The organism is Achromobacter animicus (genome assembly GCF_902859585.1).
Lineage (GTDB): Bacteria > Pseudomonadota > Gammaproteobacteria > Burkholderiales > Burkholderiaceae_B > Achromobacter > Achromobacter animicus.
Genome location: NZ_CADIJM010000007.1, coordinates 78284 through 105275, shown reverse-complemented (window position 1 = coordinate 105275; position 26992 = coordinate 78284). Strand labels below are relative to the sequence as shown.

General features: G+C 65.6%; 29 protein-coding genes. 17 read left to right on the top strand and 12 right to left on the bottom strand.

Features of this window, described 5'->3' with window-relative positions:
• Positions 1–47 precede the first annotated feature (47 nt).
• From HV681_RS17720 to HV681_RS17710, 3 genes are read left to right on the top strand one after another with little or no spacing between them, the layout of a single operon-like run.
• Positions 48–1478 (top strand): basic amino acid/polyamine antiporter, encoded by a 1431-nt coding sequence (locus HV681_RS17720; RefSeq protein ID WP_175124295.1) that lies wholly within the window; start codon positions 48–50, stop codon positions 1476–1478.
• Positions 1479–1505: 27 nt separating this feature from the next.
• The gene (locus tag HV681_RS17715; protein WP_175124294.1) at positions 1506–3326 is read left to right on the top strand and encodes an SLC13 family permease; all 1821 of its coding nucleotides are present in this window, start codon (positions 1506–1508) and stop codon (positions 3324–3326) included.
• A 30-nt stretch (positions 3327–3356) separates the two neighbouring features.
• Positions 3357–4751 (top strand): metal-dependent hydrolase family protein, encoded by a 1395-nt coding sequence (locus tag HV681_RS17710; RefSeq protein WP_254595008.1) that lies wholly within the window; start codon positions 3357–3359, stop codon positions 4749–4751.
• Positions 4752–4840: 89 nt separating this feature from the next.
• Here the strand turns inward: HV681_RS17710 and HV681_RS17705 are convergent, their stop codons facing one another.
• From HV681_RS17705 to HV681_RS17690, 4 genes are all read right to left on the bottom strand, one after another.
• Entirely contained in the window at positions 4841–5830 is a 990-nt protein-coding gene (locus HV681_RS17705; protein WP_175124293.1) for a DUF4105 domain-containing protein, read from the bottom strand.
• A 37-nt stretch (positions 5831–5867) separates the two neighbouring features.
• Positions 5868–6485, bottom strand: a complete 618-nt coding sequence (locus tag HV681_RS17700) for a YiiX family permuted papain-like enzyme (RefSeq protein ID WP_246282960.1) — start codon at positions 6483–6485, stop codon at positions 5868–5870.
• A complete protein-coding gene (locus tag HV681_RS17695; RefSeq protein WP_174245436.1) occupies positions 6482–6649 on the bottom strand; it encodes a hypothetical protein in 168 nt (55 codons plus the stop codon). The genes HV681_RS17700 and HV681_RS17695 overlap by 4 nt, the downstream gene beginning before the upstream one ends.
• Positions 6650–6766: 117 nt before the next feature.
• Positions 6767–7465, bottom strand: a complete 699-nt coding sequence (locus HV681_RS17690; protein WP_175124292.1) for a DUF3313 domain-containing protein — start codon at positions 7463–7465, stop codon at positions 6767–6769.
• A gap of 232 nt (positions 7466–7697) precedes the next feature.
• Here HV681_RS17690 and HV681_RS17685 point away from each other — a divergent pair, with 232 nt between their 5' ends.
• Together HV681_RS17685 and HV681_RS17680 are read left to right on the top strand one after the other, a co-directional pair.
• Positions 7698–7892: a hypothetical protein gene (locus HV681_RS17685; RefSeq protein WP_175124291.1), complete on the top strand. Its 195-nt coding sequence runs from the start codon at positions 7698–7700 to the stop codon at positions 7890–7892.
• A 134-nt stretch (positions 7893–8026) separates the two neighbouring features.
• Positions 8027–8659, top strand: coding sequence for an FMN-binding negative transcriptional regulator (locus tag HV681_RS17680; protein ID WP_175124290.1), 633 nt, complete (start codon positions 8027–8029; stop codon positions 8657–8659).
• 4 nt (positions 8660–8663) lie between these two features.
• On the opposite strand, the gene HV681_RS17675 is transcribed toward HV681_RS17680, so the two are convergent.
• Positions 8664–10034, bottom strand: a complete 1371-nt coding sequence (locus tag HV681_RS17675; RefSeq protein WP_175124289.1) for an MFS transporter — start codon at positions 10032–10034, stop codon at positions 8664–8666.
• A gap of 78 nt (positions 10035–10112) precedes the next feature.
• Here HV681_RS17675 and HV681_RS17670 point away from each other — a divergent pair, with 78 nt between their 5' ends.
• The 3 genes from HV681_RS17670 (at position 10113) to HV681_RS17660 (ending at position 12143) form a co-directional block, all read left to right on the top strand.
• Positions 10113–10841: an ArsR/SmtB family transcription factor gene (locus tag HV681_RS17670; protein ID WP_175124288.1), complete on the top strand. Its 729-nt coding sequence runs from the start codon at positions 10113–10115 to the stop codon at positions 10839–10841.
• Between the two features lie 139 nt (positions 10842–10980).
• Positions 10981–11637: an N-acetyltransferase gene (locus HV681_RS17665; RefSeq protein WP_254595007.1), complete on the top strand. Its 657-nt coding sequence runs from the start codon at positions 10981–10983 to the stop codon at positions 11635–11637.
• A gap of 230 nt (positions 11638–11867) precedes the next feature.
• On the top strand, positions 11868–12143 hold the full coding sequence (locus HV681_RS17660; protein ID WP_175124287.1) for a hypothetical protein: 276 nt from the start codon (positions 11868–11870) through the stop codon (positions 12141–12143).
• Positions 12144–12162: 19 nt separating this feature from the next.
• Here HV681_RS17660 and HV681_RS17655 read toward each other — a convergent pair whose 3' ends face one another.
• The 3 genes from HV681_RS17655 to ypfJ all read right to left on the bottom strand — a co-directional run bounded on the left by HV681_RS17655 (position 12163) and on the right by ypfJ (position 14567).
• Positions 12163–12927: a DUF1828 domain-containing protein gene (locus HV681_RS17655; RefSeq protein WP_175124286.1), complete on the bottom strand. Its 765-nt coding sequence runs from the start codon at positions 12925–12927 to the stop codon at positions 12163–12165.
• Positions 12924–13460 carry a hypothetical protein gene (locus tag HV681_RS17650; RefSeq protein WP_175124285.1) on the bottom strand — a complete coding sequence of 179 codons (537 nt, stop codon included), beginning with the start codon at positions 13458–13460 and terminating at the stop codon, positions 12924–12926. The genes HV681_RS17655 and HV681_RS17650 overlap by 4 nt, the downstream gene beginning before the upstream one ends.
• A gap of 255 nt (positions 13461–13715) precedes the next feature.
• Positions 13716–14567, bottom strand: a complete 852-nt coding sequence (gene ypfJ / locus HV681_RS17645) for a KPN_02809 family neutral zinc metallopeptidase (protein WP_175124284.1) — start codon at positions 14565–14567, stop codon at positions 13716–13718.
• Between the two features lie 85 nt (positions 14568–14652).
• On the opposite strand from ypfJ, the gene HV681_RS17640 reads away from it, so the two are divergent.
• From HV681_RS17640 to HV681_RS28190, 5 genes are all read left to right on the top strand, one after another.
• Positions 14653–15279, top strand: a complete 627-nt coding sequence (locus tag HV681_RS17640) for an L-threonylcarbamoyladenylate synthase (RefSeq protein ID WP_175124283.1) — start codon at positions 14653–14655, stop codon at positions 15277–15279.
• Between the two features lie 69 nt (positions 15280–15348).
• The gene (locus HV681_RS17635; RefSeq protein ID WP_175124282.1) at positions 15349–15996 is read left to right on the top strand and encodes a site-2 protease family protein; all 648 of its coding nucleotides are present in this window, start codon (positions 15349–15351) and stop codon (positions 15994–15996) included.
• An 87-nt stretch (positions 15997–16083) separates the two neighbouring features.
• Positions 16084–16989 (top strand): 4-hydroxy-tetrahydrodipicolinate synthase, encoded by a 906-nt coding sequence (gene dapA / locus HV681_RS17630; protein ID WP_175124281.1) that lies wholly within the window; start codon positions 16084–16086, stop codon positions 16987–16989.
• Positions 16990–17006: 17 nt separating this feature from the next.
• A complete protein-coding gene (gene bamC / locus HV681_RS17625) occupies positions 17007–18131 on the top strand; it encodes an NlpB/DapX family lipoprotein (RefSeq protein WP_175124280.1) in 1125 nt (374 codons plus the stop codon).
• Positions 18132–18473, top strand: a complete 342-nt coding sequence (locus HV681_RS28190) for a hypothetical protein (RefSeq protein WP_175124279.1) — start codon at positions 18132–18134, stop codon at positions 18471–18473.
• A gap of 211 nt (positions 18474–18684) precedes the next feature.
• On the opposite strand, the gene HV681_RS17615 is transcribed toward HV681_RS28190, so the two are convergent.
• Together HV681_RS17615 and mutS are read right to left on the bottom strand one after the other, a co-directional pair.
• Positions 18685–19878, bottom strand: coding sequence for a ribosomal protein uL16 3-hydroxylase (locus HV681_RS17615; RefSeq protein ID WP_175124278.1), 1194 nt, complete (start codon positions 19876–19878; stop codon positions 18685–18687).
• Positions 19875–22529, bottom strand: a complete 2655-nt coding sequence (gene mutS / locus HV681_RS17610) for a DNA mismatch repair protein MutS (protein ID WP_254595006.1) — start codon at positions 22527–22529, stop codon at positions 19875–19877. The genes HV681_RS17615 and mutS overlap by 4 nt, the downstream gene beginning before the upstream one ends.
• A 107-nt stretch (positions 22530–22636) precedes the next feature.
• Here mutS and HV681_RS27870 point away from each other — a divergent pair, with 107 nt between their 5' ends.
• The 4 genes from HV681_RS27870 to HV681_RS17590 all read left to right on the top strand — a co-directional run bounded on the left by HV681_RS27870 (position 22637) and on the right by HV681_RS17590 (position 25076).
• Positions 22637–23095 carry a hypothetical protein gene (locus HV681_RS27870; protein ID WP_254595005.1) on the top strand — a complete coding sequence of 153 codons (459 nt, stop codon included), beginning with the start codon at positions 22637–22639 and terminating at the stop codon, positions 23093–23095.
• A gap of 163 nt (positions 23096–23258) precedes the next feature.
• Positions 23259–23651, top strand: a complete 393-nt coding sequence (locus HV681_RS17600; protein WP_175124277.1) for a YkvA family protein — start codon at positions 23259–23261, stop codon at positions 23649–23651.
• 98 nt (positions 23652–23749) lie between these two features.
• Positions 23750–24652, top strand: a complete 903-nt coding sequence (locus HV681_RS17595) for an aldose epimerase family protein (RefSeq protein ID WP_175124276.1) — start codon at positions 23750–23752, stop codon at positions 24650–24652.
• A gap of 67 nt (positions 24653–24719) precedes the next feature.
• Positions 24720–25076, top strand: coding sequence for a hypothetical protein (locus tag HV681_RS17590; protein WP_175124275.1), 357 nt, complete (start codon positions 24720–24722; stop codon positions 25074–25076).
• Between the two features lie 63 nt (positions 25077–25139).
• Here HV681_RS17590 and HV681_RS17585 read toward each other — a convergent pair whose 3' ends face one another.
• A complete protein-coding gene (locus tag HV681_RS17585; RefSeq protein WP_175124274.1) occupies positions 25140–26153 on the bottom strand; it encodes a zinc-binding alcohol dehydrogenase family protein in 1014 nt (337 codons plus the stop codon).
• A 25-nt stretch (positions 26154–26178) separates the two neighbouring features.
• On the bottom strand, positions 26179–26973 hold the full coding sequence (locus HV681_RS17580; RefSeq protein ID WP_175124273.1) for an SDR family NAD(P)-dependent oxidoreductase: 795 nt from the start codon (positions 26971–26973) through the stop codon (positions 26179–26181).
• Positions 26974–26992: the final 19 nt, after the last annotated feature.

Here is a 26992-nt window from a genome sequence, read left to right as displayed (position 1 = left end):
GCGGCCGCGCGGGCGCGCAACCACCGGATCGCTTTCAGGAGAAGAACGTGAGCGGGGAAACTGCCAAACTTTCTCGCATGGCGCTGGCCGCCATGGTGGTGGGATCGATGGTGGGCGCGGGAATCTTTTCGCTGCCCAGCGTCTTTGCACGCAATACCGGGCCGGTGGGCGGCCTGGTGGCCTGGGCCATTGCTGGCACGGGCATGTTGACGCTGGCGATGGTGTTCCAGTTCCTGTCGCGCCGGCGCCCCGATCTGGACGCCGGCATCTTCGCGTATGCCAAGGCCGGATTCGGGCTGTATCTGGGCTTTCTGGCGGCGCTGGGCTACTGGACGGCCGCCTGCCTGGGCAACGTCAGTTATTTCGTCATCTTCAAGGGAACGCTGGGCGCCGTCCTGCCGTTCTTCGGCGACGGCGATACCGTGGCCGCCGTGCTGGTGTCGTCGGTCCTGCTGTGGTCCACCCATTTCCTGATCCTGCGCGGCATCCGGCAGGCGGCGGGCATGAACACGGTCGTGACCATCGCCAAAGTCGTGCCCATCGCCATCTTCATTGTCTTCGCCGCGTTTGCCGTGGACCTGGACGTGCTGCGCGCCAACATTGCCGAAGGGCTTAGCGGCGGGGGCAAGGGCAGTCTTTTCGAACAGGTGCGCAACACGATGCTGGTCACGGTGTTCGTGTTCCTGGGCGTCGAGGGCGCCAGCGTCTACTCCCGCTACGCCAAGCGCCGTGAGGACGTGGCGGTGGCGACAATCGTCGGGTTCCTGCTGGTGCTGGCGCTGTTGGTGCTGGTGACGATGCTGTCGTATGGCGTGCTGCCGCGCGCGGAACTGGCCTCGCTGCGCAACCCGTCCATGGCGGGCGTGCTGCGGGCCGCGGTCGGACCGTGGGGCAGCATGCTGGTCAGCGTGGGGCTGATGGTGTCGGTGGCGGGCGCCTACCTGGCGTGGATCCTGCTGGCCGCCGAAGTGCTGCGCGCCGCGGCGGGCGCGGGCATCATGCCGTCGTTTCTGGGGCGGGAAAACCGCCACGGCGTGCCGGCGGCGGCACTGTGGCTCAGCAACGGCATCGTGCAGCTCTTTCTGATCGTCACGCTCTTCACCGAGGACACCTTTGTGCTGCTGAAGAACATGGCCAGTTCGATGAGCCTGATTCCGTACTTCTTCGTGGCGGCATTCGGGCTGATGCTGGCGGTACGCGGCGAAACCTATGACGGCTGGAGCCGGCGGCGCAAGATCGAGCTGGGGCTGGCGGTGGCGGCCACGGTCTATGCGGCCGGGCTGGTGTATGCGGGCGGTTTCCGGTATTTCGTCCTGTCTTGCGTCATCTACGCGCCGGGCACCATTCTTTTCCTGATATCGCGCCGCGAACAGCGCGGCAACATCTTCGCGCCGTACGAGTGGCCGATCCTGCTGCTCGTGCTGGTGTCCTGCGGCATCGGCGTGTGGGCGATCAGCACGGGCAATACGGCGTTCTAGCCGAAAGGGGCAGGGGGCAGCACGGCAATGAGCAGCGAACTGGCGATTGTCCTCACCATCCTTTGTGCGGCCGTCGTGCTGTTCGTCATCGGGCGGCCGCGGTCGGATGCCGTCGCGCTGCTGGTCATGCTGCTGCTGCCGCTGAGTGGCACCGTAACCTACCGCGAGGCGCTGGACGGGTTCTCGAATCCCGCCATCATCCTGATCGCGTGCCTCTTCGTGGTCGGCGAGGGGCTGGTGCGGACCGGGGTGGCGCAGTCCGTCGGCGACCTGCTGCTGCGGCACGGCGGCAAGAGCGAGGGCTGGCTGGTGTTGCTGGTCATGGGGGCGGTCGGCGCGATGGGCGCCGTGATGAGCTCCACGGCCGTCGTGGCCATCTTCATCCCCATCGTGCTGCGGATCGCGCGCAAATCCGGCATGGCGGCCCGGCGGATCCTGATGCCGATGGGCGCGGCGGCGGCGATCAGCGGCATGCTGACGCTGGTGGCGACCACGCCGAATCTGGTGCTCAATAGCGCGCTCGGTTATGCGGGCTACGAGGGTTTCGGTTTTTTCGACTTCACGCCGATCGGGATCGTCGTCCTGGCGGGCGGCGTTGCCTACATGCTGTTCGCGCGCAAACTCATCGACGCGGGCCAGGGGCCGCGCGCGCTGAACCGGCCCAGCCTGGGCGACTGGGCGACCAAATATTCCCTGCAGAACCGGGCATGCCGCCTGCTGGTGCAGACCGACTCGGACCTGGTGGGACGCCAGCTCGGACTGTGGGCGGGCGAACTCGGCAAGGCAGCATTCGTCATCGCCATCGAGCGCAACACGCGGTTCGCGCGGGCCGTCATGCGCGCGACGGCGGACGACGTCCTGGAGGCGGGCGACATCCTGCTCCTGGACAGGGACGCAGAGGGGTTCGATATCGACGGCTTTTGCAGCCGGCATCACCTGCGGCGGCTGGAGATGTCCGGCGTGTACTTCACGGATCAGGCCCGTGATGTGGGGATGGTGGAGGTCATCATCCCGTCGGAATCGCGGCTGGACGGCGCGAATGCGCGCGATTCCGTGGTGCTGGGGCGGCATGGTCTTTTCGTCGTGGGCCTGTGGCGCGGCAAAGAGGCCAAGCGCGACCTGCCCGACGTGAAGATGCGCGTGGGCGACACGTTGCTGGTGGTCGGGCCGTGGGCGGGCATTTTTTCCCTGCAGGCCGAAGAGCACGATCTGGTCAGCCTGGCGATGCCGGTCGAAGCCGATTCGCTGGTGCCGGTGCCCAACCGCGCCATCCATGCGCTGCTCTCGCTGGCGACGGTGGTGTTCCTGATGCTGACCGACTGGGTGCCCAACGTGATGGCGGGGCTGATTGGCGCGCTGATGATGGGCCTGTTCGGCTGCGTGACGCTGGACGTGGCGTACCGGTCGATCAACTGGCGGGCGCTGATCCTGATCGTGGGCATGCTGCCGTTTGCGCTGGCGCTCAAGCGCAGCGGCGGCGTGGATCTGGCCGCGCAGTTCCTGCTGCACTATTCGGGCGATTGGGGCATCTACGGGCAGTTGGCGCTGGTGTTCGTGGCGACGGTGACGCTGGGCGTGGTGGTCTCCGGCACCGCGACCGCCGTGCTGATGGGCCCGGTCGCCATCAGCATCGCCGAAAGCCTGCACGCGTCTCCCTATGCATTTGCGATGACGGTGGCCATTGCGTCGTCGGCGGCGTTCATGTCGCCGGTGTCTACGCCCTCCAATGCGCTGGTCAGCGTGGCGGGCGGTTTCGGGTTTGCCGACTATCTGAAGATCGGGACACCACTTGCTGTGTTTTCGCTGGTGGTCAGCGTGCTGCTGATTCCGATCCTGTTTCCGTCCTGAGGGCGGATGACCCCATCCGGAGGTTCGATCATGTTTGTCAGGACTGGCATTGCATTCATGGCGGCATCGCTGCTTCTTGGCGCTTCGCTGGCGCATTCCCATAGCTTGCCTGCGGCGCCGGCTGCCACGGCGCCGCCGCCGACCGCGCAGGCCGCGGCGGATTCGCGGATCCTGTTTGAAAACGTGCGCATCTTCGACGGCGTGTCCGGCGACCTGAGCCCGGCGAGCAGTGTTCTGGTTCACGGCAACGTCATCGAAAAAGTGTCGCGGGACAAGGTTGCGGCAGACGGCGCGCGCGTCATCGATGGCGGCGGCCGCACACTGATGCCGGGGCTGATCGACATGCATTGGCACAGCATGTTCGTGGGCGTGCCGCTGGCGGTGGCGATGACGCAGGATCCCACTTACCTGAACATCGTCGCGGGCGTCGAGGCGAAGAAGACGCTGATGCGCGGCTTCACCACCGTGCGTGACCTGGGCGGCTCGGCCTTCAGCCTGAAGCTGGCGGTGGACCAGGGCGTGATCCCCGGTCCGCGCATCTATCCGTCCGGCGCGATGATCAGCGTCACCAGCGGGCATGGTGACTTCCGCTCGATGGCGGACCTGCCGCGAACCCTGGGCGCGCCGGGCTCGCGGCACGATCTGTCCGGCGATAGCACGATCGCCGACAGCCCCGACGAAGTGCGCCTTCGCACGCGCGAACAGCTGATGCAGGGCGCGACGCAGATCAAGCTGACCGGTGGCGGAGGGGTGTCGTCGCCGCACAGCCCGCTGGATGTGGTGACGTTCACCGAACGGGAGTTGCGCGCGGCGGTGGATGCCGCGACCGACTGGGGTACGTATGTGGCGGTGCACGCCTACACGCCCACCGCTATCCAGCGCGCCATCAAGGCGGGCGTGCAGAGCATCGAGCACGGCAGCATGATGGACGAGGAAACGGCCGAGCTGATGGCGCGCGCGGGCGTGTGGCTGAGCACGCAGCCCTTTCCGGACGAACTGGCCGACGCCTTTCCGCGAGGATCGGATCAATGGCAAAAGGCGCAGGAGGTCTTTGCCGGGACGGACCGGACCTACCAGCTGGCTATCAAGCACAAGCTCAAGACGGCGTTCGGCACGGACATCCTGTTTTCAAGCCAGTTGGCCGAGCAGCAGGGCCGCATCCTGGCAAGCCTGACGCGGTGGTACACGCCGGCGCAGACGCTCATCATGGCGACCGGCACGAACGCAGAACTGCTGAAACTGTCGGGCAAGCGCAATCCCTACCGCGGCGATCTGGGTGTCGTGCGCGAAGGCGCGCTTGCCGACCTGCTGCTGGTCGATGGCGACCCGCTCCAGGACATCAAGCTGATCGGCGATCCGGACAAGAACTTCCTGGTCATCATGAAGGATGGCGTCATCTACAAGGACGCAGTGCCCGTCCGTTGAGCGAGGCGTCCGCTCGTGGCGCTGGCCGTAACCCGACGCGTGTCGCGTGGCCGAGGCCGGCGTTCCGACGGCGGCGCCGTGGACCCGGATCATTCAGGCGCGATGCCGGGCACGCCCTGCCGGATGTTGCGGGAGAACTCGGCAGGGTCGGTGGTGGCGCGGGCGCGGTCCGTGTAGCGGCCGCGGCGCCGGTACTCTGCGGCGCTGCCGGCCCCCCGCAGGGCGTCCAGTTTGTACAGGTATTCCGGCAGGTAGCCTGACAGAAGCTGGCGGTAATCCATCGGCAATCCGGGCACGATGCGCCGGGCCATCTGGAAGACGATGGTGGTGCAGTTTGCCGTGAGCGTGTGATAGAAGCGGGGTGTTGTCCGGAGGCGGTTGGCGGCGTCGACGTAGGCCACGAAGAGTTCGCGCCCCGTGCCCTCGGGCATGTGGATGCGATACAGGTAGCTGTCTTCGCCGCGCACGTTGGTGCGCACCCGCAGGCTGTCCGCTTCGGTCGAGGCGATCACGCTCAGTTCGTACTGCTTGAAAAATCCGCCGATCTCGGAAAACCGGTCGCCCTGCTTGCGGCGGATTTCAACCGAGAACACCACGTGATCGTCGTCGCCAAACCCGAACGACACCAGCGCGTGGGCGATGGCGGGACGGCCCCAATACGACAGGGCCACGTCCACCGATTGCAGCGTGTCCAGCGCATAACGCCGGGTTTCCCAGCGGGGCGTGAAGTCGGTGCGCGATCGCCAGTCGAAGTTGCGCACGTTGTGCAGCGTGACGGTGTTGCCATTGACGACGCCGTGGGTTTGGCGGGCGACTTCGGCAAGCCAGGGGCGGTCGTTGGACGGGCGGATGCGCAGCCACCACACGAGCAGAACGGCTAGCGCCGCGCCATGCAGAACCAGGCCCGGCCACCAACGCGGCCATACCAGCCCGGCGATGGCCGCCAATGCCAACATCACCCAAGCCAGCACTGCGACCAATTTCCATGCAGATGAAAGCGGCGCGCGGATCCACAATGCCAGCGCACCCCAGCCCGTTTCCAGCGCAATGGCGATGCCCAGCAGGATGGAAACCGTCATTGCGCTCCTTGGACGGCGGTTGCGCCGCGCACTGCAATCAGAAGGTGCCTACCGTGACCAGTTGGTCGGACTCGAACATGGCGGCCGGGGAGATGATGGGTTCTTCCCACGGAATGTTCTTGCCGTAGCGTTCCCGCATCTTGGCCTGCACGGCAGGCGAGGCGAGATCGAAGCTTTTCAGCGGCGCCAGCGCGCCGACCTTCACGCCCAGTACGCGCTGATAGATTTTCCACACCAGTTCGGAGCAGTAGATCTGATCGTCGGACCAGGCGAATACCAGATCGTAGGGCTTGCCGACGTAGGCGGCGCCCGCCTTCGCCAGCCGATCGCGCGCGTCGGGCGTCAGCAGGGAAGTGTCGCGCAGCCGCTTGACGACGTAATGGCCGCGCTCGCCTTGCGCGGTCCATTGAGAGAGGGGGGTGTAGCTGACGCGCGCCGCGGCCTCAAGCACGTAGGGCTGGCCTTGGCGCGTCACGATCATGCCCATGTGGCTGTAGGGCGAGTGCGTGGCTTGCTGGATGGCCAGGCTTTGCGCTGACCGGGACTGCTGGAACACCATGTCGCCCGTCTGGATGTCGGGCGCGGCGGCGGCCGCCATGGACACCGCGGACAGCGCCGCCAGCGCTGCCGTACAGACCTTTGCCGCCAGCCTCACGGGCGCGCCCGCCCGGTCGCAGGCGTCTGCTTTTTGGCGCGCGGTTTGGCCGCGGGTTTTTCTTCCTTGGGCGGCGTGTCGAACTCTTGTTTGTTGCGTTCGCCGCGTGGCGTGTTTTCGGGGTGGGGTTTGGGAAATGCCCAGGGCTTCGTTTTCTGATCCATTGCATGTACTCCTTGCACAGGCGGAACAGTAGCATTAGCCGGCGGCCCTGGGTAAGTGAGGGTTGACGTCAATATTCATCACATCGTGATATGAAGGCGGAAAATGTCCGCCGCGCGTCATTTGGTCTTGGGTATTTCGCCGACCCAGATGCGGTCGAACTGCTCGCGGACCCGGCGCGCCCAGTCGTCGATGGCGCTTTGCACGTCGGCGGCGGTGGGCTTGCGGTTTTCCGGCAAATTGCTGCCTGTGACTGCGCCCAACGACGCGATCAGCAATTGGTTGGTGGTGGCGTCGCGCGCCGAGGCTTCGATCAGCAGCCGCGCCGACTGGTCGCGCAGGCCTGCAGCCTTGGCAGTCTGGCCCAGCACATAACCAATGGGCACATACTCGCCCGGCCGAGGATCGCGGTCGTTGCGGAAGGTGCCGGTGATGGCGGCGCGCAGCCGCACCGAGCGCGGGGCTGGCGCGGAGATCAGTTGATAGCCCGCCTGCGTGAACTCCCGGCGCAGGGCCGCGTTCATGTAGGCCAGCACGCGCTGGCGCATCTCGGCGTCGTCCCGGAAGTCCAGCTCGTCCGGCCGGTCGCCCGGAATGTAGGTGACGTCTTCCATGAGCAGCTTCTTGTCGAACTGGCTGCCGATCGGCGGACCTGGCCTGACCCAGATGCGGCCGCCGCTCCAGTTGGGATCCTGCTGAAGCTGGCTTTGCGGTTCGCCGAGCGCGGTGGAATAGTCCTTGGCCTTGGGCAGATTGGTGCAGCCGGCCAGTCCGATGAGCGCGCAGCAGGCCGCGAGCAGTGCGAGGTTGGGCTTCATGGCTTTTTCCCTTGTCAGAAAAACGGCGCCCGCGGCAGGCAGGCGCAAAACCGGCACGATGCTTGCTGGAAATTATCTGCCTGAACCGCGGCGCGGCGCGGCAATTTTTTCGCTCGCGCAATGCATCGCTGCGCCGCCGCCACATCATCCATTTGGCCATGCGAAAACGCTGTCTCGCTGGTATTGGCCAGCGCTACGTTTGGCCTGTGCACATAGAAGGGGGAGAGTATCTATGGACACCGCTAACGAATGGTATGCCGCCGTCAAGGAATGGCAGCGGGCACGTGACGAACTGACCGACGCAATCGCTGCAATCCAGTGGCCCAATCCCACGGCAGGGTGCCTGGAAAACTACGACCGCGCTTTCGCGCATGAAACGCAGGCTCGCGAGCGCATGAACGCGGCGTACGGTCGATCCCGGCAATAGGGCAAGCCGGGCACGGGCGGTGCTTCGGGTTTGCGCCGCGCATGGCTCCATGAAAGGCAGGTTGTGTGGCTCTTTCAGTGGTGCCACGCGCGCGGTATGTTGTCGTTTTCCTCCCTACTGATCGCGCCGCTGCCATGTACCTGCCGTCCGCTTTTCGCGAAGATTCGCTGGAAATCCAGCACGAGTTCATCCGCGCCCACCCGCTGGGAGTCGTCTTCACCAGCGGAGAGGGCGGATTGATGGCGAATCACATCCCCTGTCTGCTGTATCCCGAAGGCGAGCACGGCGTCCTGCGCCTGCACGTGGCGCGCGCCAATCCGCAGCTGGCCGAGCTGGCCGCGGGTCGCGAGTGTCTGGTGGCTTTTCATGGCGCGCAGGCGTACATCACGCCGTCCTGGTACGCGACCAAGGCGGAAACGCACAAGGTCGTGCCGACCTGGAACTTCGTGGCCGTGCATGTGTGGGGCACGCCGGTGATCCAGGACGATCCGGCCTGGCTGCGCGCCCAGCTTGAGGCGCTGACCGACAGTCAGGAAAAGGCGCGCGTCCAGCCGTGGCGCGTGGACGAGGCGCCCGCCGATTTCATTGCCGCGCAGATGCGCGCCATTATCGGCGTCGAGATCCCCATTGCCCGTATCGAAGGCAAGTGGAAGGTCAGCCAGAACCGCAACGCGGCGGATCGCGAGGGCGTCGCCGAAGGCCTGGTCAGCGAACGCGGCGACGCGGTCATGGCCGGCCTGGTGGCCCGGCGCGGCAAAGGCGCCTGAGGCATCAGGGCGCGCCGCGCTTGGCGTGCGCGCCCCGGCCGGCCGCAAAGCATGCGATGGTCGCGGCTTGCAGCAGGGCGGCCGCAGCCAGGAAGCCGGGAAGCGTCAATCCCGAAGGCTGCAGCCACGTGCGCAGCGCGCCGAATGCCGCGGGCGCAAAGGCATACGCGCCTTGCGACAGCGCGACGATCAGCGGCACCACGCGTGCCGCCTGCTCGCGGGAAAATTCCGTCTGCGCGATCAGCGGCGGCAGCGACGTGGCGTTGCCGATGCCCGACCCGAACAGCACGACGCCCGTCCACAGCGCCCAGGCATGGTCGGCGGCCAGCATCAGCACCAGCGATCCCCCAATCTGCACGGCGTATGCCGCGCAGGCTATCTTGCGGCGGTCGGCCCCTGGCGGCATCAGCCAGCCGACGAGCGAGCGGCCGGCGATGGCGCTGGCCGTTGCCAGTCCCATCGCCAGGCCTGCCGTCTGCGCACCCAAGATCGGCGCCAGCAGTGACAGCAGGTGCGCGATCAAACCGATCTGGGCGAACAGCCCCAATGCCATGCCGGCGGCCAGCGTCACGAACGCCCGGTCTTGGCGCAGCTTGGTAGCAAGTGTTGGCGTGGGCGGTGCGGCGCTTTCCTGCACTGCGCGCGATGGGGCGGTAGCCGGGGGCGTGCCGCTAGATTGGATGCCGCCCGACGATGAGCCGGCCGACGATGAGCCGCCCGACGGGACGCCGCCCGACGGGACGCCGCCCGACGGCACGCCGCCCGACAAATCTCCGTCCGGCGCCTGGCCGATTTGCTGTGGGGTTACCTTGAACACCTTGTGCGACAGCACGGCAATGACGGCGACCATCGCAATGCCAACCCACAGGGCTGCCTGCGCGAAGCCGGCCTGCGCAATCAGGAACACCCATAGCGGCGAAAAGACGATGCCGCCGACGCTGGCGCCGTTGTACGCCATGCCCAGCGCGGCGGGTCGCCGCCGCACGAACCACGGGGCAATCAGCGCGTTGACGGCTGCCGCACCCAGCGTGACCCAGCCCATTCCGCTGACCACTGCGGCGGCATAAAGCTGCCACGGCGCCTGCGCCACCGCCCATCCCGCCACGCCCAGCGCCAACAGCGCCGCGCCGCCTGCGGTCGTACGAGCGACGCCGATGCGCCGGTACAGACGCGGCAGATTGGCCACCACCACCGTGCCCGCCAGAAAATGCAGGGTGACCGCGCCCGACACCAGCCCGACGCTCCAGCCGGTGCGCTGGACGACGGCATGCAGGAAGACCGGCGGCCCGTAAAAGCCGACGCCCCAGCCGAAAATGGCGAGCATGAAGGTGGCGTAGAGGACTTTCCAGCCGAAAAAGGAAGGGGAAGCAGGCATGGGATGGCGTGGATGTTGTTTTCGTTGAGTCGAAGTATGCTTACGTCCTGCACACAACACTTTGGTCCATACCGAATCATGGAATCCGAGTTCGCCGACATCAACCTGTCCGCCGTGGCGGGCGCCATTGCCGATCCCGCGAGGGCGCGCATGCTATGCGTGCTGCTGGATGGCCGCGCGCGCACCGCCACGGAATTGGCCGCGGCCGCCGACATCGGCGCGTCCACGGCCAGCAGCCATTTCCAGCGTCTGCGCGATCAGGGTCTCGTCGAGATGGCCGTGCAGGGCAAGCACCGCTACTACCGGTTGGCGAGCGGCGACGTCGGCCACGCGCTGGAGGCGCTGTTGGTAGTGGCGGGCGCCGACCGCGCCCCGTTCAAGCCGACCACGCCTTCCGCGCTGCGCGACAGCCGCACCTGCTACGACCACATGGCCGGCACGCTGGCGGTGCAAATTCACGATGCGATGCTGGCCCGGCACTGGTTGACGCCGGACGGCCGCGACTATCTGCTGACGCCGCTGGGCGAGGCGTCGCTCGCGCAGGTGGGCGTTGATGCCGCGCAAGCGCGCCAGCGCCGCCGCCGCTTTGCCTGCGCGTGCCTGGATTGGAGCGAGCGGCGCTCGCATCTGGGAGGCGCACTGGGCGCCGCGCTGCTCGATGCGCTCTTGGCGCGCGGCTGGATCAGCAAGGATCTGGACTCACGCGCGCTGCGCATCACGGCCAAGGGCGAACGCCAGTTTCCGGCCTTCTTCGGTCTTGCCGGCGACCAGCCCGCCGCCCAAAGGGACGCGCATGCAGCAGCCTGATCGCTTCCTCCGCGCCTCGCCCCATCCATACCGCCCCATACGGCGGTGCACCCGCACACAACCTTTCAAGCCGCGGATGCGGCTTTTTTTACGTCCCGTCCCTCGCGGACAGCTTCTCAACCCTGTACAGGAGGTGGCCTTGCCTACGCTGGCCCTGCACGCGTTCCGTCACGTCATGTCGATCGTGACGGAATTGCGCATCGACGTTAACCATAGTCCCGAAGAAGTGGATAAGGAACTCGATGCCATCCACAACCGCATGAATCGTCCAATGGACCGCCTGCATGGATTGCCGGAGGTCAAGACCGATATCCCTGGCATTGTGCTTCGCTACCGCGAGGCCGACGGCGAGTATTACGTGTATGTGGTGGACGTGCGGCGCGGCCGGCTGGCGGGTTATACCGTCTTCAACCGCCTGATCGAAGTGGGGCGGCGCGCCGATCCCTACGTGCGCGCGCCGCATTCCAAGTACGCCGCCCCTTACCAAGGCATGGGACTGGCCACCGCGGTGTACCGCTGGGCGCTGGATGCGGGTTTGTGCATCCTAAGCGGCGCCCGTCAGTCGGTGGGGGCGCATCGTCTGTGGATGGGGCTGGCGCGCGATTATGTGCTGGGCTTCGTGGACCTGCGCAGCAAGCAGCTCACGTATCTGGGAAGTGAGGTCAGTCCGGCCGTGCGGGACGACCTGCATACCCGCATGATCCTGCTCGGTAAAGGCTGGCGGCTGGACGATTACATGCGCATGACAGGGATGAAAGTGTCCCAGGATGCACTTTCGCAACAGGGCCTAGGGTAAATCCCCGGAAACCGCTGTTGATGCTGCACCGCTAAATGGCGGTGCAGCCCCGCAAGCCGCGTCTACGCTGACTCTCGGCCAAATGGCCATTTTGATTCCCAGCGGTTGAGAAACGGGGACGCGCTTGCGGCAGCGCAACAGTGTTTCCATTTTCTGCTTGGGTTACAAAACTTATCCGGATTGTCATCGAATCACGGAGTATGCTCGACGGCAGATAGAGGACTACCGAAGTGCATCAGAACAACTTGATCTACAAGGGATACCGCCTCACGGCCAAGGTTTCCCGGGGCAGCGGCGCTATCGAAGTTCCGGCGCAATCCAGCGGCCCTGTCTTCATCGCATCGGTGATGGTCGTGCAGGCAGGCGCCATCCTTGAAGGCGGCGACGAATACCCCGTACCGCAATTTGCCGGCGGTGGCTTTGTCTACAGCCCGCGCGAGGCCGTCCATGCGGCCATTCTGCATGGCCGCGAAATCGTGGACGGCCTGACCAATCTGCCGTCCTGACCCGCCTGACTTTTGACGGCTACGTCGAAAACACTTCGCGCCAGTCGCGCGTCTTGGCCAGCGTCTGCACGGTGGCGGACTGCTCCAGGATCGTCACGGCCTTCTTGAATTCCTCGGCCGACGCGCCGTCTTCCAGAATCACCATGCGCGAGTTGCGCGCATCGGCCATCTTCACGTCCGACATCTTGCCGTGAGTCTGATAGACCTGCGTCCAGTCCATCTTCTTGCCCGCCTTCAGGGCGATGGGCTCGATGTAGGTGAGGGCGGTGCTGCCCGCCGCACGCACCGCGTACGCGAAGTCCGCCGTGTGACCGCTGCTGCCCTTGGCGCGCGCGCCCTTGACCATGCGGTTCACGCCCACGCCTTCGGCCAGCGCGCGTCCCACCTGGGCGCGGAAGCGCAGCTGGCTGAAACGTGGCATCCACTTCGCGCACTGAAACGACAGGGCCATCGCCAGCTTTACCGCGTCCCATAGCGCTTCCTGCAACTGCTCATTCGGGCCCGACGCCACGATCGCGCCCGACCGGTCGAAGTGGGCGAGGGTGACGCCCGGCGTCTCGTTCAGGATGTCGATGCGCTTGGCCGCTACCTCGATGCCGAAGCTCGACGCGTGCATCGCGGTCTCACAGGCGTCGGTCAGGTAGAACGACGACTCGTCCGGATGCGCGATGAAAAAGGCCGCGTGCTGGCCGTCAAGGCCCAGCGTCATGGGAGACACGGCGCGGATGGCGTGTTCGCCCGCCGGCAGGACGGTCCAGCCGGAGGCTTCCAGAAAATTACTCATAGGATCAGTTCGATTTGGCGGCCTTTGAGGGGATGCGCAAAGCCGCCGGCCAGCGTCAGATTCGCTCGCGGCAGGAAATACTGCATCAGCGCCGCGATGGTGTCCAGCGCGGGCACGACGGGCTCGGCATAGCCTTCGCCTTCCTCGACCCAGATGTGCTCATGGCTGCGGTCGGCCAGCGGCTTGCGGTACTGCGGCCGGTCCGCGCCCACCAGGCTGGTGTGAAACGAGTCGTCGGTGTCCACCCCGTACACCCGGTGCGGCCCGACGAACAGGCTGGCACAGAACGCTTCCGTCAGAAAGATGGTGGCCTGGCCGTGCACTGCGGTGCGGGCGCCCCGGTACATGACGCGAAAGATCACGTCTTCGCGCACGTCGCCCTTGATCTTGCAAGGGCTGCTGAACTCCATCCACTGCGCACTGCCCGCCGCCGGCTTCGGGACCCAGACGATGGGCTTCGCGGTTTCCTTGGGTTCGGCAAGAATCTCTTGCACCTCATCAACGGTGATTAGCGGTTCGAACTTGTTGGCCATGGAAACAGATAAAGGGTCTTGGAGGGCGCGTGGGCAAACCGGCGAGTGGCGTGCGCTGCGCCCGCCGCGCCGCGGAGATGAACACGCGCGCGCAGCATTGCGAGGGGGCGTAATCTTACAAGATGAAGACGGCAGGGGTTGGTTGACTGTATGGATATACAGTCAAGCGGGCGGCCGGCCTGGAATGATGGCATGCCGGTGCCGGTGCCGGTGCCGGTGCCGGTGCCGCTGCCGGTGCCCAGCGCGAATCTGCCGTCACAGCGATGTCGCACCAAACGTGTCGCACTGCTTGATGCTGCCGCTTTCCAGGCCGCGCTTGAACCACCGCACGCGCTGCGCGGAACTGCCGTGCGTGAAGGCATCGGGCACCACGTAGCCCTGGCTCTGCTTCTGCAGCCGGTCGTCGCCGATGGCGGTGGCCGCTGCCAGCGCTTCTTCGACGTCGCCGCCTTCAAGAATGTTGCGCGCCGCATCGGCGCGCTGCGCCCACAGGCCGGCAAAGCAGTCCGCCTGCAGCTCCAGCCGCACCGACAGCGCATTGGCCTGCGACGGGTTGCGACGGCGCAGTTGGTCAACTTGGTCCGAAATGCCCAGCAGGTGCTGCACATGATGGCCGACTTCATGCGCGATCACATACGCCTGCGCGAAATCGCCCGGCGCCTTGAACCGGTTCTGCAGCTCGTCAAAGAACGACAGGTCTATATAGACCTTGCTGTCGCCAGGGCAGTAGAAGGGCCCCATGGCCGATTGGCCGGTGCCGCAGGCCGTCGGCGTAGCGCCGCGAAAGAGCACCAGCTTGGGTTCGACGTACTGGCGGTTCAGTTCCTTCTGGAAGATGGCATTCCACACGTCCTCGGTTTCGCCCAGCACCTTGGACACGAAGACGGCCTGCGGATCGTTGGCCGGCGGGGCCGTGGCGGGCGCCTGTTCCTGTACCGCCGGCCCCTCGGCCATGTCGAGGACCACGCGGGGATCCACGCCGAAGTACATTGCGACAAGGGCAAGTACTATCGTGCCTATGCCGATGGTGCCGCGGCCCCCGATTCGCGGGCCGCCCGACCGGCGGTCTTCCACATTGTTGCTCTGGCGCGAATTTCCAAGGCGCATATTCGTTCTCCGGGGCGGATCGGCGATACCGCCATTTTGCATCGCCGCGCAATTGAGCGGCCTTCAAGGATGTTAGGATAAACCCATGGCTTTGTACTTCTCCGTTCACCCAGCAAATCCCCAGCCGCGGCTGCTCAAGCAAGCCGCGCAATGGCTTAATGACGGGGGGCTGGTGGCTGTGCCCACCGACTCCAGTTATGCCGTCGTCGCCCGCCTGGACGACAAAAGCGCCGCCGACGGGCTGCGCCGGCTGCGCGGACTCGACGAACGCCACCACCTCACGCTTCTATGCCGCGACCTGGCTGAAATCGGCCACTTCGCCCGCGTCGACAATAAGCAGTATCGACTGCTGAAAGCCGCGACGCCCGGCCCGTGGACCTTCATCCTAGAGGCCACCAAAGAGGTCCCGCGGCGCGTATCGCACCCATCGCGCAAGACCATCGGCATCCGTGTGCCGGATCACGCCGTCCTCCTGGGCTTGCTGGAGCAGGCGGGCTCGCCGCTCCTGTCCACGACGCTCATTCCCAAGGATGAAACCGAGGCGCTGAACGACGCCGAAGAAATCCGCGAGCGCTACGACCACGATCTGGCCGCCATCATCGATGCAGGCGCCTGCCCGCAGGCGCCCACCACGGTGATCGACCTCACGGCCGACGAGCCGGTTGTCGTGCGCCTGGGCCGCGGCGATCCCGCCACGCTCGGACTTGTCTGATTTCACCCCTCGCCTCGATGCACGAGACGTGCCGCGCGCGGGCGTGGCTCATCTACAATCCGGTTCGCCATGAATGACATCATCCAAACCATTGCGGTCTACGCGATACCGGTTATCTTCGCCATCACCCTGCACGAGGCCGCGCACGGCTACGTGGCGCGCATGTTGGGCGATCCGACCGCCTACCAGGCCGGACGGGTCAGCCTGAATCCGGCGCGGCACATCGACCCCGTCGGCACGCTGCTGGTGCCGGTCGCCATCCTGCTGGCCTCCAAGCTCATCGGCGGCTCCATGCTGCTCTTCGGCTGGGCCAAGCCGGTTCCCGTCGACTTCGGCCGCCTGCGCCGCCCCAAAAAGGACATGGCCTGGGTGGCGCTGGCCGGTCCGGCTGCCAATATGTTCATGGCCATCCTGTGGGCGCTGTCGCTGCGCCTGTTCATGGAAAGCGGCCTGCACGAAAGCTTCTGGTTCGAAATGGCGGTGGCGGGCGTCAACGTCAACCTCGTGCTGATGGCGCTGAACTTGCTGCCCATCCTGCCCCTGGACGGCGGACGCATCCTGTTCAGCCTGCTGCCCAATCGTCTGGCCTGGCAATACTCGAAAATCGAGCCGTATGGCTTGATCATCGTCATTGTGCTTTTGGTCACCGATGTGCTCTGGTTATTGATGCAACCGGTGCTCGGGCTGGGAACGACGATCGTTCAGTGGTTTCTGTAAGATTCCCCCTAATATCCGTTAAACTCAGCGGTTTCACTGAATCAGGCCCTGGGGCAATCCCGCCGCAGGGTTTTGGAGCCCGAATCTATGGCATCCCCTGCTACCGCCGCAGGCGTTAATTTCCAGGGCAGCATGGTGGCCCTGGTCACCCCAATGCAACCCGACGGCAGCCTGGACTACGCTGCCTACCGGTCGTTGATCGACTGGCACGTCCAGGAAGGCACCGACGCGCTGGTGGTGGTGGGCACCACCGGGGAGTCGCCCACGGTCTCCATGGAAGAACACGCGGAACTGATCCGCGTTGCCGTCGAACACGCCGCCGGCCGCATTCCGGTCATTGCTGGCGTGGGCGCCAACTCCACCGACGAAGCCATCCACCTGACGCGCCACGCCAAGGCGGTCGGCGCCCACGCGGGCTTGTCGGTCGTGCCTTACTACAACAAGCCGTCGCAAGAAGGCCTGTACCGCCACTTCCGCACCATCGCGGAAGCCGTCGACCTGCCCACCATCTTGTACAACGTGCCGGGCCGTACCGTTGCCGACATGAGCAACGACACGATCCTGCGTCTGGCGCAGGTGCCGGGCATCATCGGCATCAAGGACGCCACTGGCGACATCGCCCGCGGCGGCCTGCTCCTCCGCGAGGCGCCTGCCAGCTTCCAGGTCTTCAGCGGCGACGATCCCACCGCGGCCGCCCTGATCCTGCTGGGGGCGCGCGGCAACATTTCCGTCACGGCCAACGTGGCGCCCAAGCTCATGCGCGACCTCTGTGCCGCCGCCCTGGCGGGCGACGTGCCGAAGGTCCGTGAACTTAACGCGTTCCTGGCGCGTCTGAACAAGGCTTTGTTCGTTGAAGCCAACCCCATCCCCGTCAAGTGGGCGTTGGCCGAAATGGGCCGCAGCGCGCTTGGCTACCGACTGCCACTGGTCGAACTGAGCGCGCCGCATCACGCAACGGTGCGCAACGCGCTCCAGGAAACGGGACTGCTCTAAATATCGTGAGGAAACGTATGAACAAGCGTCATGCCGGTTTGTCGGCATTGATGTCTCTGGTGTTGCTGGCCGGGTGCTCCGAGGTCAACCAATTCCTGGGCAATGAAGAATCGGTCGACTACAAGAGCGCAGTGAACCAACGCGGAGAGCCCCTGAGCATTCCGCCCGACCTGACGCAAGCCAACAGCGACCCCCGCTACCGCGCGCCGGCATCCGGCTCCACCACCTTCTCTGAGTTCCAGCAGCAAGGCGTGGCCCAGGCCAGCGCCCCGAAGACCAGCAACGTGCTGCCCAGCCGCTCCGACATGCGTGTCGAACGCGACGGCGACCTGCGCTGGCTCGTGGTGGACCGTCCGCCCGAGCAGGTATTCCCCCGCCTGATCGACTTCTGGACCGAAAGCGGCTTTACTGTCGCCACCAACAACCCCGGCGCCGGCCTGATCGAAACGGACTGGGCCGAGAACCGCGCCAAGATCCCGGAAAGCTGGCTGCGCCAAGCCCTGGGCGCCGTGCTGGAAACGGCCTGGGATAGCGGCGAGCGCGAAAAATTCCGCACCCGCGTCGAACGCGTCAACGGCCACACCGAGATCTACGTCAGCCACCGCCAGATGCTTGAGAAGCGCGTCGGTTCCGACGGCGCCCAGGTGCAGTGGCAGAACGGCAAGGAAGACCCGGGCCTGAACGCCGCCATGCTGGCGCGCATGATGGTCTACCTGGGCACCGACGTCGACAACGCCCGCAGGCTGGTGCAGCAGGCGGAAGCCTCGCCGCAGCGTCCGGCTGTTCAGCAGGACGTCCGCGCGCAGGGCGCGTCGCTCATCGTCAGCGAATCCTTCGACCGCGCCTGGCGCCGTGTCGGCGTGGCGCTCGATGGTGGCGGCTTCGCCGTCGAAGACCGCGACCGTTCGGCTGGCGACTACTTCGTTCGCTATGTCGACACGGACACCGGCGAAAAGATGGAACAGCCCGGCTTCTTCAGCCGCATGTTCTCCGGCGACAAGAAGGCACAGGCGCCCCAGTACCGCATCCACCTGGTGGGCAACGGCGAACAGACCACCGTCTCGGTACTGGACGCCAACGGTTCGCCTGACAACAGCCCGACGGCGCAGCGCCTGCTGAGCGTCCTGAAGGACAAGATGTAATTGAAACGACCTCGCCGCGCACGCTCAGCGTGCCGCGGCAAGGCACAAAAAAACCCTGGCATGACATGCCAGGGTTTTTTTTGCGTCTTTCAGGGCGGGGGTTCGTGCCTGAAGATTTACGATGCGGGGGTGGTCGAGCCGCCCGGGGTGGTCGAACCAGAGCCGGGCGTCGTGCCAGGGGTCGGCGCGGGCGATGCCGGCGGCGTGCCGCCAGGAGCGGGCGTGGTCGCGCCGGGAGTGGGGTTAGCCGCCGGTGCCGGGGCATCTTCCTTCTTGTTGCAAGCGCTGAGCGCAACGGCCAGCACCGAGGCAATAATCAAGGTTTTGCTCATCATTATTTGAACTCCTGTAGATGACGACTCTTGAAACCCCGTTAGGGGAAACCAGAACTCAGGCTACAGGAAGGTTCATGCCGATCGCGTGTGAAAGTTAAAGCGGTGGCATCCCAAAAGCAACAAACCTTTCAGCTTGGTGTTATCTCTTTCTTGATGTGACCCGGCTTACAGACCTGATTTCTTTCTGTGCGACACGGATACTTTCAGGTTTCCAGATACTACTCGGGGCGGTAATGAATCCAACCCGAGTCCAGCCAATCCGCCAGGCAGGCGCGCGCTTCCTCTGACAGACGGGCGCAAGCGGGATGCGCACAATCCAGGCTACGCGCATCGGCCAAGAGTCGCAATGCCACATCGGCGGGCGTCATGGCCGTTTCCCCGTTAATGAAAAGCTGCTTGCCGCGATACAGCATGCGGCTGCGGCGATCCAACACCAGGCGGCCGGACGCGGGCCAATCTTCTTCCAGATCGACATCCAACCCCTCGGGCGCATCGAACACGCTGAGGTTGCTGGGCTCGGTCAGCCAGCAGCCCAGGAAGCGCGATGCCAGGGCATCGTCAAAACGCAGCTTTTCAACCGTTTCCAGCGTGGCGGCCACCAGTCCGTCGGGGAGTGCTGCGGGCGTGTCCACCGCCGGCTGGCCCGGGTCACGGTAGACCGCCGACAGCTTGGGGCCGGGCAGGGCGGGTTCGCCATAGGGACCGCCCAGAAGGCCCACGCGGGCCATCACTTGGTCCGCAGCGGCTTCCAGGAGGCCGCGCGCCAGTGTCGCCTGCGTCGGCGCCCGGAAACCGATGGAGATCGTCATGCAGCCGTCGCCCATGGCTATGCCGTCATGCGCGGCCTGCGGCGGCAGGTACAGCATGTCGCCCGGCGCCAGCACAGCCTTTTCTTCGGGCTGGAAGTTGCTCAGGATCTTGAGCGGCAGACCCGGTTCCAACGACAGGTCCTTCTGGCGGCCGTAGCTCCATTCGCGCTCGCCCGCGGCCTGCAGCAGAAACACGTCGTAGCTGTCGAAATGCGGACCGACGCCGCCGCCGTGGCTGGCGACGCTGATCATCACATCGTCCAGGCGCGCGTCCGGAATGAAGCGGAACAAGGCCATCAGTTCGGCCGCCGCATCGCTATGCAGGTCCACGCTCTGCACCAGCAGCGTCCAATCACCCTCGTTGTCCTTGGGCAGGCGTGCAAAGGGGCCGTTTTCCATCTGCCATTCGCCGTTCTCGCGCCAGATCAGACGCGATTCCACGTCGTCGCGGCGCGCGAGCTTCTTGATGGCCGCGATGGTGACGGGCGGCTTGAAAGCCGGAATGGCCTGGCGGATCAGCAGCGGCTTCTTCTGCCAGTAACGGCGCATGAAGTCGTTGGGGCTTTGATTGCCCAGGAGCGGCAGCGGGTGGTCGAGGTTCATTGGAGGTGCTTCTTCAATCGGTAAAGGGCATCCAGCGCTTCGCGCGGGGTGAGGCTGTCGGGGTCAATGGCGGAAAGCTCCTCGCGCAGCGAGTCCAGCGCTTCGATGGCGTCCGAACGTTCGGCTTCGGCGTACGCCTGCGCGTCGGCCTCGGCGACGGCCGAGAACAGGCCCAGCTGCGGCGTCGGGGCGCCTTGCGCTTCCAGGCGTTCAAGTTCGCGTGTCGCCTGGCGGATGACCGCGGCGGGCACGCCCGCGCGCTGCGCCACCTGAATCCCATAGCTGCGGCTGGCCGGACCTTCGCGCACTTCGTGCAGGAACACGATGCCGCTTGCCGATTCCGCGGCGGCCAGGTGCACGTTGGCCGCCGTGGCCTGCTCGGCGGGCAGACGCGTCAATTCAAAATAGTGCGTGGCAAACAGCGTCAGCGCGCGGTTGTGCGACAAGAGGCGGCAGGCGATGGCCCACGCAAGCGCCAGGCCGTCATAGGTAGACGTGCCGCGGCCGATCTCGTCCATCAGCACCAGACTGTTGGGCGTGCTGGCCGACAGAATGGCCGCGGCCTCCGTCATCTCCATCATGAAGGTCGAGCGTCCGCCCGCCAGATCGTCGGCCGCGCCGATGCGCGTGAAGATGCGATCGATCTTCCCGATCCGGGCACGCGACGCAGGCACAAAGCTGCCAATGCGCGCCAGCAGCACTATCAACGCCACCTGCCGCATGTACGTCGACTTACCGCCCATGTTCGGGCCGGTGATCAACAGCATGCGCCGCGCCGGATCCAGGCGGCAGCCGTTCGGCGTAAAGCGTTCGATGGCGCGCTCCACCACCGGGTGGCGGCCGGCGTCGATGTCAATGTCGGCCTGCTCGGACAGTTCGGGCGCGACCCAGTCGTGACGCTGCGCGTGCTCGGCCAGGGCGGCCAGCGTGTCCAGTTCGGCCAGCGCTGCGGCGCAGTCCGACAACGGGCGCACGTGTTCGGCCAACACGTCGAGCAATTGCTCGAACAGCCATTTTTCGCGGGCCAGCGAGCGGTCCTGCGCGGACAGCACCTTGTCTTCCCAGGTCTTGAGCTCGGGGGTGATGTAGCGTTCGGCGTTCTTGAGCGTCTGGCGGCGGCGGTAGTCTTCCGGCACCTTGGCCGTCTGGCCCTTGGTGACCTCGATATAGAAGCCATGCACGCGATTGAACTCCACGCGCAGATTGCTGATGCCGGTGCGCTCGCGCTCGCGGACTTCGAGCTGGACCAGGAAGTCGCCGCCATCGGCGGCCAGTCCACGCAATTCGTCCAGTTCCGCATCAAAGCCGGCTGCCAGCACACCGCCATCTCGGATCGCCACGGCCGGCTCGGGGGCAATGGCGCGCACCAGCAGCGCGGCCAGCGCGGGATCCACCGATAGGTGGGAGATCAGTTCGCCGATGCGCGGCGAGGCCGACATGGGCTCGACAAGATCGGCCAGCGCCGGCAGGGCCTGCAGCGCATCGCGCAAGCTGGCCAGTTCGCGCGGGCGCACGGACCGCAGCGCCAGTCGCGCCGCGATGCGTTCGATATCGGGAAAGGCGTTCAAGGAGGCACGCAGGGCTTCCAGCAGTCCCGCCGAGCCGAAGGTCTGCTCGACGTCCATGCGCCCGGCCAGCAGCGCCGAAATGGCCTGCTGACGCGCCAGCGCCTGGTCGTTTTCACGCAAGGGGTGATGCAGCCAGCGGCGCAGGAGACGGCTACCCATCGGCGTGCGGCAACCGTCCAGCAACGAGAACAGCGTGGGCGAGTCTTCGCCCGACAGCGTCTGCGTCAGTTCCAGATTGCGGCGCGTGACCGGGTCCAGCAGCACGAACTGCCCGGGCCGCTCGGCCGACAGGCTCTGCACGTGCGCCAACGCCTGCGACTGCGTACGCGCTGCATAACGCAGCAGGGCGCCCGCCGCGCAGATGCCGGCTGGCATGTCTTCAATATCAAAGCCTGCCAACGTGTCCGTCTTGAAATGCGCCAGCAGATGCGCACGGGCGCCGTCGCTTTCGAAGTGCCAATCCGGCACCCGGGAACGCGCGCCTTCGAACGGAAAATCGAACTCGGCACTGTCCGCGCAAACGATTTCCGCCGGCGCGATGCGGTGCAATTCGGATTCCAGTTGAGCCGGCGCGCATTCGGTCACCCGGAACTCGCCGCTGGCCAGATTCAGCCAGGCCAACCCGGCACGCGGCGCGCGCGCGCTGCCGCTGACGAAAATGGCCGCCAGCGCGCGGTCCGCCTTGGCGGGCAGCAGGGCGTCATCGGTCAACGTGCCGGGGGTCACGATGCGCACGATACGGCGCTCGACCGGGCCCTTCGAGGCGGCGGGATCGCCGATCTGTTCGCAGATGGCGATGGACTCGCCCATCGCGACGAGCCGCGCCAGGTATTGCTCCATGGCATGCACAGGCAGCCCGGCCATGGGGATGGGCACGCCGTTGGACGAGCCCCGCTTGGTCAACGTGAGGTTAAGCAACCGCGCGCCGCGCTCGGCGTCTTCGTAGAACATTTCATAGAAGTCGCCCATGCGATAGAACAGCAGCAACGGCCCGGCCTCGGCTTTGAGGCGCAGGTACTGTTGCATCATGGGGGTGTGGCCCGCGTGGGCGTCGGCGGCGGTGTTTTGCAGTGCAGAATTCATGCCCGTGATTGTATCGGGGCGGGGAAGGGGCTGCTGAGCTGGGGCGGGACGATTTGGCGGCGGGTTGCGATTTTTCGGATGGGCGGGCGGTTCGTGTGCACGGTGGCTTGAACAGAAATCCCTCGATTTTTGACACCGTCGAACTCCATCGGGCAATGAAGGGCCAGATTGAGATCGAGCGTACGTTCACAACCATGCCGGGCGATCTAGCCGATACGCTTGCAGATGCGATCACCTTCGCGGATGCGTTTACGCTGTTCGGGTACGATTGCTCGCTAACCAAGCGAGGCAACAGCATTAACCAGCAGAAGGGAATCAGCATGCTGCGCGATTTGGGTTGGTCCTTCTACAGCATCCTTGCGCTGATTTGCGGTATTGCTACTGCCTGGTTGCACTGGTGGGTGGTGATGCACGAGGGACTCTGGCCGTACATCATCTTCGAATTGATCCCCGGGCTTCCCGGCGTGGCTTCCGGCGTCTATGCCATACACCGAGATGGCAGCAAGGTAGCGTGGGCTGGTGTGCTGCTGTCGTTGTCGCCGCTGGCGACTTGGCTCAGCATCTGACAAGCGACTTTTTAAACATTTCCGTCCAGTGTCAGACATCTTCAAGCGTTAGACGAGCCAGCGGCCGCGCCGTGATCTGCAGCGCCCCTTACCGATGGCAAGCCCCGCCGATCCGCATGCCGACTAATACAATTGGCGCGTTATCCAGACGGTCTGCCCATCCGTGACCACAAGCGAAAAGTTGAAGACCTGGGCCAAACGAATCAAGCGTGACGGCGTCACGCTATGGTTTGCCGGCAAGGACCCGCGGACGCCCTGGTACGCGAAGGCGCTTGGCGTGCTGGTCGTGGCTTACGCCTTGAGCCCGATCGACCTGATTCCGGATTTCATCCCGGTGCTGGGATACGTCGACGACGTCCTGCTGCTCCCCGTCCTGATCTGGCTGATTATCAAACTCCTTCCTTCGGATGTCATCTCGGATTGCCGCCAGCACGCTGATGAATGGATGCGAGAAAAGGGTGCAAAGCCCCGGAGCGTCCTCGGCGCGATATTGATTGTTGCGGCCTGGGCAGCCTTTGCCGTGGCGGCATGGCTGTGGTGGTCCGCCAGAGACTAGCCGCCGGCGTCACGATCCCGCCAACTTGCAGCCTTATTGCCCCGCCGGGCACAATCCCCCCTCGTGGCGCACGTGGACGCCGCAGGAGTTTCACCCCCATGCCCGACATTGCCGTTCCCGCCGTCCTGGACGCCACCGAGCGCGTTTCCATTTCCAGTGGCGACCACCAAGCCGAATTCGCACCAGGCGGGGGCGGGCGGCTGACGCGTCTCTCCACCGGCGCTCACGACTGGATCGTGCCCCTGACCGCCACAGAATGGCCCGCCGGCAAATGGCCTCGGGCCGGATCCTATCCGCTCGCGCCATATTCCAACCGCATCCGCGACGGCGTCTTCACCTTCAACGGCGCCCGATACGCGCTGCAGTCCGTGCCGAACCGCCCGCAGGCGATTCATGGAGCCGGGTTGTTCCAGTCCTGGCAGGTCCGCAATCTGACACCCGACAGCGTCGACCTCGTGCTCGACCAACCAGCCGGCGTACTGGGCTGGTCCTGGCCCTTCGAGTGCGTGCAGCGCTGGCGCCTGGACAGCCGCGGGCTTAGCCTGAAGCTGTCCATCACCAACCAAGGCGACACCCCGATGCCATGTGGTATGGGCATCCATCCGTATTTCACGGCCCAGCGCGTGTCGCTGCACGCCAGACGCATCTGGCCGTCGGATGAGAATGGTCTCCCCACGGGAAGCAAAACGACGACGGTGCGTGAATTGCGCCAGTCCGCCGAGGGCTGCGACACGTACCTGTCGCAATGGCAGGGCCGGGCGACGCTGCACTGGCCCGACGGTCACGAACTGGCGCTGCATGCCGATCCGGCATTCGCGCATCTGGTGGTGTACACGGCCCCGGGCGCGGATTTTCTTTGTGTGGAACCGGTCACCAACGTGGCCGACGCGTTCAACCTCGCTGCGGCTGGCGAGACCCGCACCGGCATGCAGGTGCTGGAACCCGGCGAGCGTTTTGCCGCCACGCTGCTATTAGGCCTTGCGCCGGCTCGCAAAAAGTGAATGGCAGCTTGGTAACCGCCGCACCCTGCGGCGATAATCCGCACAAATCAAGAATCAGGAGTCGTACGTGAAAAAGCTCAGCACCGAACAATTGCAGGCCGCTGTCGAGACGCTGCGCCGGACGCAGGCCAAGCTGGCTCGTGCGGGCAACCTGCCGCTGGAGCCGACCATCTATGCCAGCGCCAAGGGCTTTCGCCGCAACGTGCCCGATTACGTGTGGTCCTGGCTGTCCGGCCTGTTGGCTCCGCACAAGAGCCTGTCCGCCTGGATGGATGCGCACCAGACGGGTTGGCGCGAAGGCAAGACGCCGGCGGCCGCCGTCTATGCCCGCACGGAAAATGGCTGGTTCCAGTGGCTGATTGCCGAGCTGGAAGCCGAAATCAACGATCCGCACGCACGCGCCAAGCGCGAAGGCCGGGCCTGACAGGCCTGGTCGCGCCCCGCGCGCCGCGCTGGCGCATGCGACCCGCTCGGGATCGCCGCGTTTCTAGAACCCCTCCAGCACGATCTTGCCGCGCGCCTTGCCGCTTTCGATGAAGGCATGCGCGCGCCGCAGGTTTTCGGCGTTGATCTTGCCGTAGTGCTCGCCCAGCGTCGTGCGCAGGGTGCCGTTGTCGATGAGGCGGGCGGCCTGGTTCAGCAGCTCGTGCTGGGCGATGAGGTCGGGCGTGTTGTGCAGCGGCCGCGCAAACATGAATTCCCAATGCAGCGACGCCGATTTGCCCTTGAGCAGCCGGACGTCCACGGCGGCCGGGTCGTCGATCAGCGCGATCTTGCCCTGCGGCGCAATTGCCTCGGCCATCTGCGCAAAGTGCTTGTCCGTGTGCGTCAGGCCGGCGATATAGCTGACGTTTTCAAAGCCGATGCGCTTGAGCTCCTCGGTCAGCGGCCGCGTGTGATCGATGACGTGATGCGCGCCCAGTTCGCGCACCCAAGCCTGGGTTTCGGGACGCGAGGCCGTGCCGATCACCGTCAGGCCGGTGAGCTGACGCGCCAACTGCACGAGGATCGAGCCAACTCCACCGGCCGCGCCAATGACGAGCAGGCTGCGCTGGCTGGGCGCGGCGTTGTCCAGCACGCGCAGGCGGTCGAACAGCAATTCCCACGCGGTGATGGTGGTCAGGGGCAGGGCGGCGGCCTGTGCAAAGTCCAGGCTCTTGGGCATGTGGCCGACGATGCGCTCGTCCACGATGTGGCGTTCGCTGTTGGCGCCCGGTCGGGTCAACGCGCCGGCATACCAGACGCGGTCGCCGGGCTTGAAGAGGCTGGTCCGGGCGCCGACCGCCCGCACCACGCCCGCGGCGTCCCAGCCGATGATTTCGGGCTTTCCTTCCTGCGGCTTGCGGTTGGCGCGGATCTTCACGTCGACAGGGTTGACCGAGATGGCGTGCACGTCCACCAGCAGGTCGTAGTCGCCCGGCACGGGCTCGGGGGCGGTGATGTCCTGCAGCGCTTCGGCGTGGTCGGCGGGCAGGTTCTTGAAGTAGGCAATGGCTTTCATGATGGGGTTCTGGTGATTCAAGGGATCAGATGATGGAGCGGACCACGCCGCCGTCCACGCGCAGGGCCGCGCCGTTGGTGGCTGACGCCTGCGTCGAGCAGGTGTAGACGACCATGTTCGCCACTTCTTCCACCGTGGCAAGGCGGCGCAGCAGCGAGGTCGGGCGGTGCTGGGCGATGAAGTCCTGCTCCATCTGTTCCTGCGAAACGCCTTGCTCCTTGGCCATTTCCGCAAAGAAGTCGGAGACGCCTTCAGACCGCGTCGGGCCCGGCAGCACGGCGTTGACGGTGACATTGGTGCCCGCAGTCAGTTCGGCCAGGCCGCGCGACACGGCCAGCTGGGCCGTCTTGCTGACGCCGTAATGGATCATCTCGGCGGGAATCTGCACGGCGGATTCGCTGGAGATGAACACGATTCGGCCCCAGTTGGCCGCCAGCATCCGCGGCAGGTAATAGCGCGACAGGCGGATGCCGCTCATGACGTTGGTGTCCATCATGGCCTGCCAGTCGTCGTCGGTGATTTCGGTGAAGGACTTGGGCGTGAACGTGCCGGCGTTGTTGACCAGGATGTCGACGTCGGGATGCGCGGCGCTGACCGACGCCGCGCCGTCCGCAGTGGCCAGGTCCGCCTGCACGGTGGTGACCTGTGCGCCTTCCACCTGCTGTGAAATGGTCTGCGCGGCCTGCGCCAGCTTGCTTGCATTGCGACCATGCAGGACGACTTGCGCGCCGGCCTGCGCCAATCCGGTGGCGATGGCCAGGCCGATGCCACCGGACGATCCGGTGACCAATGCCTTCTTGCCCTTCAGTTCGATGTTCATGCGGTGACTCCTTGCGTGT